General features: G+C 59.9%; 26 protein-coding genes. 23 read left to right on the top strand and 3 right to left on the bottom strand.

Translation table 11 applies throughout. From position 1 onward, the window contains the following. Nucleotides 1-212: 212 nt before the first annotated feature. A complete protein-coding gene (locus tag IQK56_RS25755; protein WP_169881283.1) occupies nucleotides 213-635 on the bottom strand; it encodes a phage regulatory CII family protein in 423 nt (140 codons plus the stop codon). An 81-nt stretch (nucleotides 636-716) separates the two neighbouring features. Further along, the gene (locus tag IQK56_RS25750) at nucleotides 717-896 is read right to left on the bottom strand and encodes a Cro/CI family transcriptional regulator (protein ID WP_044275252.1); all 180 of its coding nucleotides are present in this window, start codon (nucleotides 894-896) and stop codon (nucleotides 717-719) included. Nucleotides 897-984: 88 nt separating this feature from the next. On the opposite strand from IQK56_RS25750, the gene IQK56_RS25745 reads away from it, so the two are divergent. Beyond that, the gene (locus IQK56_RS25745; RefSeq protein WP_193861784.1) at nucleotides 985-1,833 is read left to right on the top strand and encodes an XRE family transcriptional regulator; all 849 of its coding nucleotides are present in this window, start codon (nucleotides 985-987) and stop codon (nucleotides 1,831-1,833) included. A gap of 50 nt (nucleotides 1,834-1,883) precedes the next feature. Here the strand turns inward: IQK56_RS25745 and IQK56_RS25740 are convergent, their stop codons facing one another. Continuing rightward, complete coding sequence (locus IQK56_RS25740) at nucleotides 1,884-2,201, bottom strand: DUF1654 domain-containing protein (RefSeq protein ID WP_193861785.1); 318 nt, start codon at nucleotides 2,199-2,201, stop codon at nucleotides 1,884-1,886. A 617-nt stretch (nucleotides 2,202-2,818) separates the two neighbouring features. Here IQK56_RS25740 and IQK56_RS25735 point away from each other — a divergent pair. The 22 genes from IQK56_RS25735 (at nucleotide 2,819) to IQK56_RS25640 (ending at nucleotide 14,340) form a co-directional block, all read left to right on the top strand. Next, nucleotides 2,819-3,253: a tellurite resistance TerB family protein gene (locus tag IQK56_RS25735; RefSeq protein ID WP_193861786.1), complete on the top strand. Its 435-nt coding sequence runs from the start codon at nucleotides 2,819-2,821 to the stop codon at nucleotides 3,251-3,253. Nucleotides 3,254-3,255: 2 nt separating this feature from the next. Continuing rightward, on the top strand, nucleotides 3,256-3,435 hold the full coding sequence (locus IQK56_RS25730) for a hypothetical protein (RefSeq protein WP_193861787.1): 180 nt from the start codon (nucleotides 3,256-3,258) through the stop codon (nucleotides 3,433-3,435). Beyond that, the gene (locus IQK56_RS25725) at nucleotides 3,419-3,637 is read left to right on the top strand and encodes a hypothetical protein (protein WP_193861788.1); all 219 of its coding nucleotides are present in this window, start codon (nucleotides 3,419-3,421) and stop codon (nucleotides 3,635-3,637) included. The genes IQK56_RS25730 and IQK56_RS25725 overlap by 17 nt, the downstream gene beginning before the upstream one ends. Before the next feature lie 314 nt (nucleotides 3,638-3,951). Beyond that, nucleotides 3,952-4,233 (top strand): hypothetical protein, encoded by a 282-nt coding sequence (locus tag IQK56_RS25720; protein ID WP_193861789.1) that lies wholly within the window; start codon nucleotides 3,952-3,954, stop codon nucleotides 4,231-4,233. Beyond that, nucleotides 4,230-4,544, top strand: coding sequence for a hypothetical protein (locus IQK56_RS25715; protein ID WP_193861790.1), 315 nt, complete (start codon nucleotides 4,230-4,232; stop codon nucleotides 4,542-4,544). Before IQK56_RS25720 ends, IQK56_RS25715 begins: the two co-directional genes overlap by 4 nt. 81 nt (nucleotides 4,545-4,625) lie before the next feature. Beyond that, the gene (locus IQK56_RS25710) at nucleotides 4,626-4,991 is read left to right on the top strand and encodes a hypothetical protein (protein ID WP_193861791.1); all 366 of its coding nucleotides are present in this window, start codon (nucleotides 4,626-4,628) and stop codon (nucleotides 4,989-4,991) included. 57 nt (nucleotides 4,992-5,048) lie between these two features. Next, on the top strand, nucleotides 5,049-5,525 hold the full coding sequence (locus tag IQK56_RS25705; RefSeq protein WP_193861792.1) for a hypothetical protein: 477 nt from the start codon (nucleotides 5,049-5,051) through the stop codon (nucleotides 5,523-5,525). A 120-nt stretch (nucleotides 5,526-5,645) separates the two neighbouring features. Then, the gene (locus tag IQK56_RS25700) at nucleotides 5,646-6,239 is read left to right on the top strand and encodes an Lcl C-terminal domain-containing protein (RefSeq protein WP_193861793.1); all 594 of its coding nucleotides are present in this window, start codon (nucleotides 5,646-5,648) and stop codon (nucleotides 6,237-6,239) included. Between the two features lie 57 nt (nucleotides 6,240-6,296). Further along, nucleotides 6,297-6,650, top strand: coding sequence for a four helix bundle protein (locus tag IQK56_RS25695; RefSeq protein WP_034134182.1), 354 nt, complete (start codon nucleotides 6,297-6,299; stop codon nucleotides 6,648-6,650). A gap of 211 nt (nucleotides 6,651-6,861) precedes the next feature. Beyond that, nucleotides 6,862-8,019: an RNA-directed DNA polymerase gene (locus IQK56_RS25690; RefSeq protein ID WP_193901872.1), complete on the top strand. Its 1,158-nt coding sequence runs from the start codon at nucleotides 6,862-6,864 to the stop codon at nucleotides 8,017-8,019. Nucleotides 8,020-8,080: 61 nt separating this feature from the next. Beyond that, nucleotides 8,081-8,758, top strand: coding sequence for an adenine nucleotide alpha hydrolase family protein (locus IQK56_RS25685; RefSeq protein ID WP_246500294.1), 678 nt, complete (start codon nucleotides 8,081-8,083; stop codon nucleotides 8,756-8,758). Then, nucleotides 8,701-8,949: a hypothetical protein gene (locus IQK56_RS31295; protein WP_246500293.1), complete on the top strand. Its 249-nt coding sequence runs from the start codon at nucleotides 8,701-8,703 to the stop codon at nucleotides 8,947-8,949. The genes IQK56_RS25685 and IQK56_RS31295 overlap by 58 nt, the downstream gene beginning before the upstream one ends. A 45-nt stretch (nucleotides 8,950-8,994) precedes the next feature. Beyond that, the gene (locus IQK56_RS25680; protein WP_193864241.1) at nucleotides 8,995-9,306 is read left to right on the top strand and encodes a DUF4406 domain-containing protein; all 312 of its coding nucleotides are present in this window, start codon (nucleotides 8,995-8,997) and stop codon (nucleotides 9,304-9,306) included. Then, the gene (locus tag IQK56_RS25675; RefSeq protein ID WP_193864240.1) at nucleotides 9,303-9,824 is read left to right on the top strand and encodes a hypothetical protein; all 522 of its coding nucleotides are present in this window, start codon (nucleotides 9,303-9,305) and stop codon (nucleotides 9,822-9,824) included. The genes IQK56_RS25680 and IQK56_RS25675 overlap by 4 nt, the downstream gene beginning before the upstream one ends. Next, on the top strand, nucleotides 9,814-10,110 hold the full coding sequence (locus IQK56_RS25670; RefSeq protein ID WP_193864239.1) for a hypothetical protein: 297 nt from the start codon (nucleotides 9,814-9,816) through the stop codon (nucleotides 10,108-10,110). Before IQK56_RS25675 ends, IQK56_RS25670 begins: the two co-directional genes overlap by 11 nt. Before the next feature lie 86 nt (nucleotides 10,111-10,196). Then, nucleotides 10,197-10,559, top strand: a complete 363-nt coding sequence (locus IQK56_RS25665) for an HNH endonuclease (RefSeq protein WP_193864238.1) — start codon at nucleotides 10,197-10,199, stop codon at nucleotides 10,557-10,559. Further along, the gene (locus IQK56_RS25660) at nucleotides 10,556-11,134 is read left to right on the top strand and encodes a hypothetical protein (RefSeq protein ID WP_193864237.1); all 579 of its coding nucleotides are present in this window, start codon (nucleotides 10,556-10,558) and stop codon (nucleotides 11,132-11,134) included. Before IQK56_RS25665 ends, IQK56_RS25660 begins: the two co-directional genes overlap by 4 nt. Before the next feature lie 49 nt (nucleotides 11,135-11,183). After that, nucleotides 11,184-12,425, top strand: coding sequence for a DNA-methyltransferase (locus IQK56_RS25655; protein ID WP_193864236.1), 1,242 nt, complete (start codon nucleotides 11,184-11,186; stop codon nucleotides 12,423-12,425). Nucleotides 12,426-12,474: 49 nt separating this feature from the next. Next, nucleotides 12,475-12,933: a hypothetical protein gene (locus IQK56_RS25650; protein ID WP_193864235.1), complete on the top strand. Its 459-nt coding sequence runs from the start codon at nucleotides 12,475-12,477 to the stop codon at nucleotides 12,931-12,933. Nucleotides 12,934-12,971: 38 nt separating this feature from the next. Further along, nucleotides 12,972-13,205 (top strand): hypothetical protein, encoded by a 234-nt coding sequence (locus tag IQK56_RS25645; protein WP_105525176.1) that lies wholly within the window; start codon nucleotides 12,972-12,974, stop codon nucleotides 13,203-13,205. Continuing rightward, a complete protein-coding gene (locus IQK56_RS31290) occupies nucleotides 13,205-13,363 on the top strand; it encodes a phage integrase Arm DNA-binding domain-containing protein (protein WP_246500292.1) in 159 nt (52 codons plus the stop codon). Before IQK56_RS25645 ends, IQK56_RS31290 begins: the two co-directional genes overlap by 1 nt. An 11-nt stretch (nucleotides 13,364-13,374) precedes the next feature. Next, nucleotides 13,375-14,340, top strand: a complete 966-nt coding sequence (locus IQK56_RS25640) for a tyrosine-type recombinase/integrase (RefSeq protein WP_246500291.1) — start codon at nucleotides 13,375-13,377, stop codon at nucleotides 14,338-14,340. The last annotated feature ends 49 nt before the right edge of the window (nucleotides 14,341-14,389 follow it).

Below are 14,389 nucleotides of genomic sequence, written 5' to 3'. Positions count from 1 at the left end.
TCCAAATTTGGATGCATCTAAGTTCAGCTCCGCCAAGTTGTGCTTGATGTCCCGCACGACGTGGTGATGCTGCTTTCCGGTTAGATCAGCGACCTCGCGGCTGGACATGGTTACGGTATTGCTTGGAGCTACGAGTGTGTTCATAATGGCCCCACAAGTTTCATTGCTGTTGAAAGGACCGCCCTGCCAGGCGGTTTTTTTATGCCCGCGATTCAGGCAGCCTTCAGCGACTCGCGCAGAATGTGCAGCGCGTCGATTGCTTCCTGGATTGCTTTCTCGCCCTGCGCTTTCTCGTGCTGGCTGATGTGGTTGTCAGCAGCTGCGTCAAAGATCAATCGGCCCACATCACCGCACTCGGCGGACAGGTGACCAAGAGCAACCATTAACGGTTTGGCTACCGGCTTCTCGCGGGCAACAAGGTCATAGCCAAACTTGTCAGCGAGCGCCATCAGAGGGCGCATGTCGCCGGTGTGCAGCAGGACGCCGAACAGATGCTCAATGGTCAGGTGATGGGCTGAGTTGTCAGGGTTCGAGCGCTGCAGCAAGCTCACATGTGCAAGGCACATCTTCCCTGCCAGCTCCTCTGCCCCACTTTCCTTGATGGTGGCGTGGCAAGCCCTCAAGAAATCTTCCATTCGTAAAACCTCAAATTTGTTTCCGTGGTAGCGGCCGCCAGGTCCGGCGATCATTCGCTCAACAGAAATGACACGGACGCCTTATGCAGCAGTTTTCTTTTTGTCGGCCTTCAATTGGCCGTCGGTTACAAGTTCAAGCTGGTACTGACGTAGCTCAGGGATCTCTTCGCCCCACTGCCGGACTGCCTCGTATGTGATGCCGAGCGCTTTGGCGAGGGGAGCGATCCCTTTGAAGTGGTTAATTGCGTCGGCACGGTTCATGGCTGACTCCTTTGGGTATACGGCAATTCAAGCATGCTTGTGTTTACTAAGCAAGCATGCTTGCCAAGCTAACTTGTAGATTGCTTGCATGAAAATTACTGATCGGATTGCGAAACTTGTCCTGGCGCGAAAGCCTGAGATCGGGCCGCGAGGATTCAAAAGAGATATAGCGACCACCTGCGGGGTCAGCTACGAAGCTGTTCGTCAGTGGTTTGCCGGTGATACGGGCAACATAAAGAACGAAAACTTGGTAGCGATCGCTGAAGGCTACGACACGACGGTCGATTGGCTGCTCTCTGGCAAAGGCGAGCCACCAAGTCGGAAGGCCGCGGATGCTCCAAAGGCTGGCAACCATTCTTCGGCGGATCTGGTCAAGCAGATGCTCGCGAAGCACGGCCGGGGCTTATCGGAAGAGGCGAGAGCGCGAATCGCCGAAGTGGTAGAAGAAGTGGCGCTTGAGTCGAAGTCGACCAATGTAGTGAAAGTCGACTTCACCAGGGCGGGCCAGGTCGGTGACGAAGTGTGGATTGCCCACTATGACGTGCGCGCCGCGATGGGCGGCGGACAGATCCCGCACGAATTCCCAGAGATGCTTCAGGACATACGGGTAAGCCCCAAACACTTGAGGGAGATGGGAGTTTCGTTCAAAGAGCACTTCCACCTCAAGATGATCACCGGATGGGGGCAGTCAATGGCCCCGACGATCAAGGACCGCGACCCGCTGCTGGTCGATATCACGATCCGGGAGTTCACCGGGGACGGCATATACCTTTTCTCGCACGACGAGATGCTGTACGTGAAGCGCTTGCAGAAGAAAGGCAAAGACCGCTTCAAGATGATCTCGGACAACAAGCACCACGATGCCGAGGATATCCGGGTAGATGACACCCACATCTTGGCGCGCGTGCTGTACGTGTGGAACGGCCTGCCGGTGTAAGACCATGCTCATCATCAAAGCCCGGCCAGCGCCGGGCTTTTTATTGTCCGTTAGAAAGGCGCCGCCTCTTCCTCCCGCTCAAACTCTTCCTCACCTTTGCCCGCCACCTCAAGCTCCTGCTGCTCCCACCTAACCGTCACGCTGCCGTCATCATTGAGCGTCAACTCAAGCTCGTCAGTTTCGGCAATGACCCCCAGCACCTCTTCCCACTCCCGATCTCCGTCCGTGTCCAGGCGATGAATCGTCACCCACCGCTGCGCCTGCGCCACGGGGTGGTTGATCATCGATGAGACTCGCAGGCCCAGCCGCTCCATCCCCGTCATTTCTGCCCGTCGCGAGTCTGCCGGGCTTCCCTTCTGCTTAGCCATAACCACCTCCCTAAAATGCTGTACATGCATACAGTAAGCAAAATAAACACAAGCGTGCTTGCATTCAATACACAAGCATGCTTTTATAAATGCAAGCCGACTTGTGCTTCTGAGCAAGTACACCACGCCCAACGCTCTTTAACAGCCAGCGCAACAAACAACAGACCGCATTGCCTCTACCGGCGACCGGCGAGCAGACAGGCCCGAAAGCCTGCCAACGACAGGGAAAACCTTGTACGGCTGCTCGATGGTGAAACGCCAGAACTGAGTGAGTGACCCGGCAAGCAATGCACCCCGCGAATCCCAGCGGCAGAAGGGAGAGATACCGATTTGAATTAGCGGTCCCGATAGCCTCGGCTGGGAACGCTGGACCTCATGCACCCTGCCCCACTCAACCAGGGCATACCGCGCTGCAGCGTGCATGTTGTACGGACCTTTGATCCACCACCGACAGATGCTGATTGAGGTGGTGGGGAGGAAGCGCAAAGCCCAAACCAACGACAACCTACGGCCTGCAATCAGCAGCGGGTACGAGGCGCGCAGATAGAGCGGGGATCTTCCTTCTGCACCTTGGCAACAGGGTGCATCGGGATGTAACCCAACCCAGAGGAATCACCATGTTAGGTAAATTGTTCGGCAAGAAATCCGGCCAGGCCCGTGCAGCAGTCGCCAAGCTGGCAAACCGTGACCTGATGGAAGCGGTGGTGTACGGCTCGATTTATGTTGCGGCCGCCGACGGCGAGCTTGAAGACAGCGAGCTGTCGAAGATTGAAACCATCCTCAGCAACAACCCGGCGCTCCAGGGCTTCGGCGCTGAGCTCTCCAACACCATCGACCGGGCCAAGACCGACTTCAAGTCGGGTGCCCGCATCCTGCGCCAGAACGCCGAGAAAGAACTGGGCGACCTGGCCCACTCCCCGGCGGAGGCGCTGACCGTCCTCAACGTGATGCTGACGGTGGCCGAGGCCGACGGCGAGATCGAAGCTGCCGAGCTGACCGCCCTGGAGCGCAGCGCCAAGCTTCTCGGCCTGAACCTGAAAGATCACCTGTAACCATGCTGGGCAAGCTCAGCAATAAAGTACGCTCCCTGGCGGCCTACGGGCTCGCCGGAGGGGTTGTCTTCGTCGACTCGGCAAGCCGCATCTTCTCAATGGTTGGCGACCTGGTGCTGGTCGGTTTGCTGTTGGTGGTACTGATGGCCGGTAAGGGGAAACACTGTGACGAAAAAAAGTAGTTCATCCAACACCAGCGGTGGCGTTGGCCTGCTCGGCCTGCTTGGCATTCTGTTCGTCGGCCTCAAGCTCACCGGCTATATCGACTGGTCCTGGTGGTACGTAACCATGCCGTTTTGGGGAGGGCTTGCGGTCGTCGCGGCCGTCATGCTGCTGATCCTGATCGGCTGGCTGCTTTCGATGGCGTTGAACTCGAAGCGGTAGGCATCACCTCTGCCCATTCGACGAGTGGGCTTTGGGATGCGGATGAGTAACCGCATTCACCCCAGCAGTTCGGAATTGCCGAACAACTGAAATCCTGCACGGAGGATTTGCAGCCATGTGAACTTCAAACCCAGGCGCTTAACCGCCACCCCTGCGTGACATAGGGAGGTCTATGTAACGCAGCGAAAAGCCCAGTCCCTACTGGGCTTTTTTACGCCTGGCCTTTATCCGTCAGCACCCTCCCCTGGGCCCACCGGCAAGAACCAGGCGGTCAGGTTTCTGACGAATAAACGCAACCCACTGAGGTATCCACCATGCACGCATCAATTCAACAGCGCGTAGACGGGGTTGCGGCCCTGCACGTGCGCTCCCGCATCGCCACCGCCGACTTCTACGCCCTGATCGGCAAGGAGCCACCCGTGCAGAAGATTCGCTTTCAGATCCGCACCGCCGGCAAGGCTTACCACATCGTTGAGATTGCCACCGGCAAGGTGAAGGGCTTCCGCTGGAACTGGAAGGAAGCGAGCAACTTCGCCCAGGCCCTGGAATCTCGCGCAGATGGCGTGAAGGTAACGCTCTCGGGCGGTGCGCAATGATCGGCGTGCCAATGGCAGATCCGCGCCAGGCGGTGATCGCTGACCTCAACCGCCAGATGGATGCTTTCTTCGGCTCGGGCAAGAAGGCCCAGGTCATCCCAAGCGGTATTGGTGCCAACACTCCGGTCATCTCCGCCAATGCTCACCAGGAACGCCTGCGGGCCCAGCGCGACAAGCTGGCACCGGCGGTGCGCGCCGAAGCTGCCAAGGGCATCACGGCCAACGAGGCCGCGAAGAACCTGAAGATGCACATCAAGCGCGTGACGCTGATTGCCCAAGAGAACGGCTTCAGGTTCGCCGAGTCACCATGAGGCGCATCAGCAAGATAACCGCCGCGCGGCGCCGGCCGACCTGGCTGGCAATCCCGGCAAGTGGAATTGAAGAGGTAGGCCATGGCCGAGGAACAGCAGGAGCCGACGGCGGAAGCCAAGAAGCAGCGCCGCAAGCGCGAGAAGGCAGCGGCGAAGGACGCAGCATTGGGCGTCGAGAAGTTTACGGTTGAAGTCGCCGGCGTGTTCAAGCCCGACTTGCGCAAAGTGATGACAGCTCACGGCATCAACAACCAGCAGGACATTCACCAGCGGATGCTCATCAACCTGATCGGCGCCGACTTCGAAACTCAAGCGCAGATGCTCAAGTGTGTCACGACACCTTTTGTAGTCACTGAAAAGGTGTCACGCATCATCAGGGCCGCCGGCCTGAAGTCGCTCGCCGACGACCCGCCCGAGCCTGACGACGAAATCGAAACACCAGCATAACCCACCCTACTCGCTGCATCCGGTAACCGGAGGGCGGCGCTTACCCGGAGTAACCCCATGACCAAGCAAGCACAGCAAGCAGTACTCGCCGCCGAACTCCCTGAGCGCGGGCAACCTCTGGCCGGCGGTGTGTTCGTCACTCGCTACTGGCTCAACGGCGCCGAGCGCGCCCTGATCCTGCTCCCTGACGAGCTCAGCGGGCCGTGGGGTGAGTATGGCGTCGAGATCAAAGGAGCAAGCTGCTACAGCGACGGCGAAGCCAACACCCGCGCCATGGCAGAGGCAGGCAGCGTGATCGCCATCCAGGCGCTGGAGCTGGACGGCTTCATCCCGTCCTGCCTGGAAGGCCAACTGCTGATGGCGGCCAAGGCCGAGGGTCTGGTGGCGCTGAACGAAGAGCGCTGGCATCACCTGAGTACGCAGCGCTCCGCCTACTGCGCCTACCTCATGGCCTTTGAAGATGGCTGGCTCCACTACTACGGCAAGTACTTCGAGCGGCTCGCGCGCCCTGTCCGCAGCCTCCCTATTCAGTAATTCATTCCTTCACTCGTTTTTCGCAGGTGATTCCCGGGAGCGCCAGGACGGCGCCCAGACCAGAAGCTTGTCGGGAAGCGCCGGCTACCTGCACCTTTATCTCGCTCATAGGAGCATCCCATGCACGCAAATGAATTGACTACCTATACCCGAAAAGATCTGGTCATCAGCAGCCCGGATCCGGCGGTGGTTCTGAAGCTGGCAACCATCGCCATCGCCGCGGCGCCAGCCATCGACGCAAGTGGTGTTCCGGCTCTGGGCGAATACTGGCCTGGCGAAGGCGGCGTGAACGGCGGCCTGTTCCCTGGCGGCGACAAACCCTACTACCTGATCGTGGCGACCGGCGGCGATGCAGAGGCGCCGCATGAGTGGGGCGGCTACGGCCAGGAACTCGACGGAGCCAAATCTCCATGGGATGGCCAGGCCAATACCGCGTATCTGGCGAACAGCAACCGGGAGCACGACCACCCGGCCGCCCAGTTCTGCGCAGCCTTCGAGCGCGACGGGCACAAAGATTTCTACCTGATGGCTCGCCGAGAGGCGTCCTTCCTCGAAATCACCGTGCCGGACGTGTTCACCAAGGCGTACCACTGGACCAGCACGCAGCGCTCCGCCAACATCGCCTACGGCATGGACTTTGGAGGTGGCTGGCTCAACAGCCTCGCCAAGAGCCTCGAGCGGCTCGCGCGCCCTGTCCGCAGAAAGTTTATTTGATCATTCAATTATTCATTCATGGGTGCGATAGCACCCTCGCTTTTCAGGAGGCCAGGGATGGCGCTGCATACGGATTTGGAAATCCACAAAGTCGCCGAAGAGCTACTCGGCCTCTCGCTTGATCTGGTGCGCAATATCCCGCGCGACCTGAAACAGGTTGTCGGGGCAAAGATCCGGGATGAATGCTTGCAGGTCCTGGTGCTGATCGGCCGGGCCAACATGACTCGGGAGAAGCTGCCCCATATCAACCTCCTGCTCGAAAGCATCTGGATGCTCAACTACTTACTGCGCGCCCTCACCAATCGAGGGCTCATCAGCAAGGGGCAGCACGCAAAGGCAATGATGATGACGGCCTCTGTAGGCCGACAGGCAAATGCCTGGAAGAAGTCCGCAACCGCGCCCGCTGCTTGAGGGTCAAGGCCCTCTTGCCTGTGCGCCAAATCTGGTCGAGCCGCTGACCTCTGGTCACCGCCATGCGCACAACAGAAACCGCCGGTCTAAAGCGTCCGCGTAGGTCTCGCGCAGTTTCCAAGCTGATCGACCCTGCCTTCGGTTTGGCGATGTAGATAGCTCGACAGGTCGCAGCGCTCCGCCAACAACGCCTACAACATGGACTTTGAAGATGGCTGGCTCAACAACAACGACAAGAACAACGAGCGGCTCGCGCGCCCTGTCCGCAGATTTAAGTGTTGCTCCCTTCCGGTTCGAGGATCTCGTCCAGGCTTACTACGACTGCCGCCGCAACAAGCGGAACTCCGCAAGTGCCCGGCAGTTCGAGAAGGACATGGAGATCAACTTGCTGGAGCTGTACGACGACCTGATAGCCGGCACTTACCGGCCAGGCCGATCCATTTGCTTTGTGGTCACCCGACCGAAAGCCCGCGAAGTATGGGCAGCAGCCTTTCGGGACCGCGTCGTTCACCACCTGATGTACAACCATGTGGCCCCGCGCTTCTACGCCAGCTTCATAGCGGACAGTTGCGCATGCATTCCAGGGCGCGGCACGCTGTACGCCGCCACCCGGCTTGAGTCGAAGATACGGAGCGCCAGCGAGAACTGGTCGAAGCCGATCTTCTACCTCAAGTGTGACCTGGCCAACTTCTTCGTCGCCATCGACAAGGCAGTGCTGCGCAAGCAGCTGGAGGCCAGGATCACCGAGCCCTGGTGGCTGGCCCTGGCTACCCAGATCCTCATGCATGACCCGCGTGAGGATTACGAGACCCGCAGCCCGGCGCACCTGTTCAACCGGGTGCCGCAGCATAAGCGCCTGGTAGCGCAGCCCGCACGCCTCGGCCTGCCGATCGGCAACCTGTCGTCGCAGTTCTTCGCCAACGTCTACCTCGATGCGCTGGACCAGTTCGCAAAGCACACGCTACGCGCCAAGCACTACATCCGGTACGTCGATGACTTCGTGTTCCTGCATGAGTCACCGCAGCAGCTCAATCAGTGGTTGGCCGAGGTTGAAGCGTTCCTGCCCAGGCTCGGCGCCAAGCTGAACCCCACGAAGACGATCCTGCAACCCGTGGATCGCGGCGTCGACTTCGTTGGTCACGTCATCAAGCCCTGGCGGCGTACCACCCGCAAACGATCACTGGCCCAGGCGCTGAAGCGAACAGCCGCAGCGCCCGCCGAGGATCTGCGCGAGACAGCCAACAGCTACTTCGGCTTGCTCAGCCAGGCCAGCCACAGTCACACCGATCGGGCAGCACTTGCCCGCGTGGTGCTGGGGCGCGGCAACAGCGTCAACGCAGCGCTGACCAAGACCTACCAGAAAAAGTAAACCCAACCCCATATCAACGAATCACGCCAGCCGGCGAGGCAATCGGCTGCCTGGAGTAATTATGAATCCATATTTGATAACCGGTCCCGCCCAGATCGGAGTCTCCGGAGGCCGAACCAGCGGGCAGATGCTACGCAAGATCCTCGACGCCCACGGCGGAAAGCTCCCTGCTGACGTTCACGCCTTCTTCCAGAATACCGGCAAGGAGAGCGAAAAAACGTTGGTGTTCATTGATCGGATAGACAAGCGATGGAACGTCGGCATCGTCTGGATGGAGTGGTGCCGAGTGTACGGCCAGCCTGACGATGCGCCGTGGTACAAGCTGGTGAATTTCGAGACGGCCAGCCGCAATGGTGAGCCCTTCACGATGATGCTCGAGTACTACGCGGCATACCGAAAAGACGTCAAGAACCTTCCTCCGGTGTTGCCGAACTTCTCGAACAATATGTGCACGGCGTACCTGAAGGTGAAAATCGGCGAGAAGCACATGCGCGCCCTGGGCTACGACGAGTGGGACTGCGTTGTCGGCATACGCTACGACGAGCCTAAGCGCTATCACCGCATGATGGCTGCCACGCCCGCGGCGGCACACGATGGGACAACCTTTGCCCCTCTTACGCCGCAGGCATCACGAAGGAGGACGTCGCGGAGTTCTGGAATGCCCAGCCGTTCGATCTGGGCATGGATTCAGACTTCGGAAACTGCGACCTGTGCTGGAAGAAAAGCGAAGGAAAGCTGATCAAGACGATCATCGACGACCCGTCCCGGGTGATCTGGTGGTCGGGCACCGAAGAACGCTTCGGCCAGGTATTCCGCCAAGACCGAGCCGATTACAAAACGATGGGCTGGTCAGCTGAGCAGCGCGCCAGGCAAACAGACTTCGATTTTGACTATCTCGCCGAAGACATCGACTGCTTCTGCGGAGATTGAACTCCCCCACTCCACCGCCCGGGCATGGCCCGGCAAGGACTCCCCGTGAAACGAATTTACCTCAGCGGGCCCATGTCTGGCCTGCCCGAACTGAACTTTCCGCTGTTTCATGCCGAGACAGCGCGCCTTCGTGGTCTCGGCTACGAGGTAGTCAATCCCGCAGAAGTCAACCCAGGCGGCGGTTCGTGGGGCGAGTGCATGCGCCGCGACATCGTTGAGCTGCTGAACTGCGACACCATCGCCCTGCTGAAAGGCTGGGCTGGATCGGACGGCGCGTTTCTTGAACTCACCATTGCATCACGCCTCGGCATGACGGTTGTGAGTGCCCATGATCTGGTAACGCGGGAGGCTGTATGAGCGAAGCACAGCGCTGGACGGTAAAGAACACCCTCCCAAATTCTGATGGTGGAACGCCGTTTATTCGTCCAGAGGTGGTCCTGGCCGCCGACTTCGACCGGGTAACCGCCGACCGCGACGCCCTACAGCGCGATCTTGAGCAACAGAAACGCTACGTCGAGATCAACGCCAACTCAGCCCACGGCAAGCATATGGAAGGATTGCGCTACCGAGATGAGCGTGACGCCCTGCAACAGCGCCTGACCGCAGCAGATGAGCGGGTGGATGTGCTGGAGGCGGGGGTCAAGTGGGAATCGGACCGTAACGCACTGCTGCTGGCTTCGCTCACCGAGGCCGAGGACATGCTCAGCGTCACGTCACTTGAGGCTGGTCAGCGCATTGAAGTGCTTGAGGGGGTGGTTGGCGAAGTTCTCGACGCTGTAGGTCGCGAGCCTCTGGACTTGGAAGCCGTACTTAGGTTGCGCGCTCGCATGCGCTCCGCACTCAAGCCAACAGAGGGTGCTGGCGATGACGCATAAATGCTACCGACGCGATCCAGAGGTGCGTGCCGTCACTGATCTTGTGACTGATGAGCAGATGCAGGGCTCGTTCAAGGGAACAAACTTCGGGCATGACGACTTCCGGGGCCTGCTGGCCCAGGGATGCATCAAGGCTTTGGCCGGCTGGCACCAGGGTCACACGCTGACGACAATCCTTGCCGAGCTCCGCCTGATCAGCTGGAACCGCCAGGCCGACAAGATCAAGGTCACCGCCAAAGGCCGGCACTACATTTGGCTCGCCTTCAAAGGTCGCCCAGGCGTCTGACTACGGCAGGAGTACATCCGTACTCCTGCGCAAAACCTGTAACCCCTCCCCCTTCAAAGTCAGCCGCTATAGCGGCAAGGATACCTATGCGCCTGAAGAAAGCTGAGCGTGAGCAGGTGCGCCTGAAATATGGCGGACACTGCGCGTACTGCGGGGTGCTGCTTGGCGATCTGTGGCACGCGGATCACCTGGAACCGGTAATCCGCGTCGCCGATGAGCGTATTGCCGAGCAGGTCGAGAATCACAACCTCGACAACATGATGCCGGCTTGTGCGCCCTGCAATATCAGCAAGGGCCGGCAGACGCTGGAAGGCTGGCGGTCATGGATCGCCGGACACATCAACTCCCTAAACAGTTACCACTCCATCTACCGCCTGGCCAAGTCCTATGGGCTGATCGCCGAGACCGGAGCGCCGGTAGTGTTCCACTTCGAAAAGGTGACCCCATGACCGCAATCAAAGAACGCCCCATCCTGTTCTCGGCGCCGATGGTGCGCGCCATCCTGGAAGGCCGGAAGACTGTCACGCGGCGCGAGGTTAAGAAAAAGGCGGCGCTGGATTGCTTGGCGGCCGGGTTTGAGCCGGCGTTTCTGGCATTGCCTGGCAATGCTGACCTCTGCCCATACGGCCAGACCGGCGACCGGCTGTGGGTGCGCGAGACGTGGGCACGCATCCGGGTAGCTCAGGCGCCGGACCAGGAATGGGTGGTGTACCGCGAGAGCGACAACCGCACCGACTACGGTGGCCCTTGGAAACCGGGCATCCATATGTTCCGACGCGACAGTCGCATCCTGCTGGAGATCACCGACGTGCGCGTCGAGCGGCTGCAGGACATCAGTCGTGCCGATATCCGAGCCGAAGGCCTGCAATGTCCACCCGAAATGGCCAGCGACGACGCATCACCCAATTACCGAGACTGGTTTCCAACCGCATGGCAAGAGTTGTGGGAGTCGATCAACGGCGCCGGCAGTTGGACGACCAACCCGTGGGTCTGGGTGGTCGAGTTCAAACGGGTGACGCCATGATCGCCACCCTCTGGTTCGCCTACGTCTTCATCTACAAGGGGCCCAGGCCATGAAACAGCATCGCGTTTTGATCGGCGACTGCATTGAGTCGATGCGGACGCTGCCAGATAAGTCTGTCCAGATGTGCGTCACCAGCCCGCCCTACTACGGTTTGCGGGACTACGGTGTAGACGGCCAGATCGGCTTGGAGGAAACGCCGGCGGAATTCGTCGCCCGCCTGGTCGAGGTGTTCCGCGAGGTTCGCCGAGTACTTCGCGACGACGGCACCGCCTGGGTCAACATGGGTGACAGCTACGCCAGCAAGCCCAACGGGCCAGTAGGGCTTGGAGGACACAGTACCGACGCTCCGCATGTGGCAGTGCGTACCGCCAACGCCAGACGATCCAGCCAAATTCCCATGGGGTTCAAACACAAGGACCTGATGGGAATGCCTTGGCGACTGGCCTTCGCCCTGCAGGATGACGGATGGTACCTGCGGCAAGACATTATCTGGCACAAGCCAAACCCAATGCCTGAGTCCACCCGCGACCGGTGCACGAAGGCCCACGAATACCTTTTCCTTCTCAGCAAGTCGCGCCGGTACCATTACGACAGTGACGCGATTCGCGAGCCAGCAAACCTAACTGGAAAAGGTAGTGCCAACGGCTTCCGTGGCGGCGCTTATGTCAACGGATCCACCCTCGACAATGCGGAAGGCGGCAAGCGCACATCAACGGGCAACACCGTACCGCCGAACAACGGAGTCGGCTGGGGCCATGGTACTGACGCAAAGGCTCGCGACAGGTCGCGGGTCACGGTGCCGACCGGCTGGGATACCTCAACCGGTGAAGGTGCTCACGGTGCTTTCCATAAGGACGGTGCAGAGCGATCACGGCGGGATAGCTTCAAGCGCGACGATTCGAAGCGAGAACAGGTAATCCCAGGCCAAACCAAAGGTACGCATCGCCCGGACCGAGAGGAAAGTTCCTGGGACGTCGAGACCCGAAACAAGCGCAGTGTTTGGACGGTGGCGACTCATGCGTTCAAGGAGGCCCATTTTGCTACGTTCCCGCCGGAACTGATCCGGCCGTGCATCCTGGCCGGGGCGCCACGTGGCGGCGTGGTGCTGGACCCATTCGGCGGTGCCGGGACCACAGCCGTCGTCGCCATGCAGGAAGGTCGCAAATCAATCCTGTGCGAACTGAACCCGGAATACGCCGCAATGGCTGAACGCCGGATCGCGGCAGCTTGGCTCGACGGCGCGGCGCAGATGGATGTCTTTCGCGACACCGTGCAACACCCAGCAGCCTAATCCAAATCCCCCTACATGCCTGCCGGTGAGCGGCGGGCGAGGTATTCCTATGTCAGCAGTTCAGCGATTCCACGAAGCAGCCAACGGTGCCCTGGTCAAACTCAGCGAGTACTGCCTGCCAGGCGCAAAGCTTGCCCTGGTCATCGTCACCCCGGGTGAGCCGGAGCGAGACATCATCCTTGAAGACCAGGGCCTGGATCGAAACGAAGTGGTCAGCGCCCTCCGTCGTCGCGGCCTGAGCATCGACGGCGACAACGCCTACAAGCGCGACCTATGCGATGCAATTGTCGGGGCTATGGCTATGGGAGCCCAGAACGCCAACCCGCCACCGGCAGATCACTGGGGTCAGCGATTTTGGGATATCGCCCGCGAGGAGCGCGCGCAGGCCGAGGAACTGGTTGAGGTTCTTAAAGGGGTTCAGAAACGCTGCGAAGGGATGGGCTACGTCGGTGTGGACGGTCAGTACCTGAAGGTAGTTCGAGCAGCGATCGACAAAGCCACCCGATAACCCACCTTCTGCCGCCCAGCGCGGCGCGGAGCATCATCATGGCAAAAGTTCTGGCCCAGATTACGGTCAAGCTGCCGCGCCTCATGGAGGCCGGTGAATACAGGAAGTTGCGGTACGTCGGCGGAAAGCCGAGCCTGCAGCAGTTGAAAAAATGGATTGAGGAAGGCGAAGTGATCGGAGAGGTAAAAGGCGGGATGTATTTCGTCGATGTACAAGCGGCGGTGATGGGATCGAATGACCCGCTGCTGGCCAAGATGCTGGAGCTCGGCTGATGGCTGCCCGGCCCCGCACGCTGCAAAACAGAAAGCTGCCGCCAAACCTATACCCGAACGGCAAGTATTGGCGGTACCGCAACCCGGTCACTGGCGTGATGACCAGCATCAACCGCCCACTGGAAGAGGCAATCAAGCTGCCCGGGCCGCTAACCTGAAGTTCGCCGAGTTGGTCGTCGATGACGGCTCGCTGCTGGCCGTGCTGACCGGCGACCGCCTACCAATCGTGAGCAACCTACTGACACGTTTCGAAGAAGAATGGCTGCCGGATCGCTCATACGCCGCGCGCACCTTGGAGGAAATCAAGTTCAAGCTCGTGCGTTACCGGCAGGATCTGGGGGACCGCCTGATCGGACAACTGGATGTGCTAGCCATGGCCGAGTACCTGGATAACTTCAGCAACAACGCCTACACGAAGCACCGCGGGCTGTGGGTACAGATCTTCGCCTTCGCGGTGGCCAAGGGCCTGGCCGAACGCAACAACGCCGAGCTCACACTGGTGAAGAAAGAGGCCGAGAAGAAGCGCCAGCGCCACACGCTCGACGGATTGAAGCTGATCATCGATGCCGCGACAACACCGCCATGGCTCAAGCGGGCAATTCGCCTGGCCCTGGCCAGCCTGCAGCGCCGGGAAGATATCGTTACCTGGTTGAAGTCAGCGGCCGACATGGAAAAGAACACGCTCACGGTGTCACCAGGGAAAACCCAGGGCTACGAAAACCCGGTGCACTTGAAAATCACCATGGGCGCGGCGCTTCGGGAGGTTGTCGGGGAGTGCCTGCGATCGCCGCTCGCATCGCCGTACTTGATCCACTACAAGCCCAAGGCCCGCCGGCGGGAACAGATCGACGCCAAGGACCACTGGACATCCGTGACCCCGGACTACCTGACCAAGGAGTTCAGCAAGGCCAGGGACGCCGCACACGCCTACGACCATGTGCCGGCCGGCGAGCGGCCCACTTTTCACGAGATCCGCGCATTGGGCGCGTGGCTGTACGAGCAGCAGAAATTCCCACAGGAGTATATCCAGGCGCTCATGGGGCACGCGGACGAGAAGATGACGAAGCACTATCAGGAGGGGCACGACGAAAAGAAGATCGAGTACCTGGAGGTTGGAGCCGAATTGGCATTCTGAGGTGGGAGTTTTGCAAAAGTTTTGCAAATGTTTTGCAAATCGCAGACAA

It is taken from the genome of Pseudomonas cyclaminis (assembly GCF_015163715.1).
In the GTDB taxonomy this organism is placed as follows: Bacteria; Pseudomonadota; Gammaproteobacteria; order Pseudomonadales; family Pseudomonadaceae; genus Aquipseudomonas; species Aquipseudomonas cyclaminis.
This window is presented reverse-complemented; position numbering and strand designations above follow the sequence as displayed.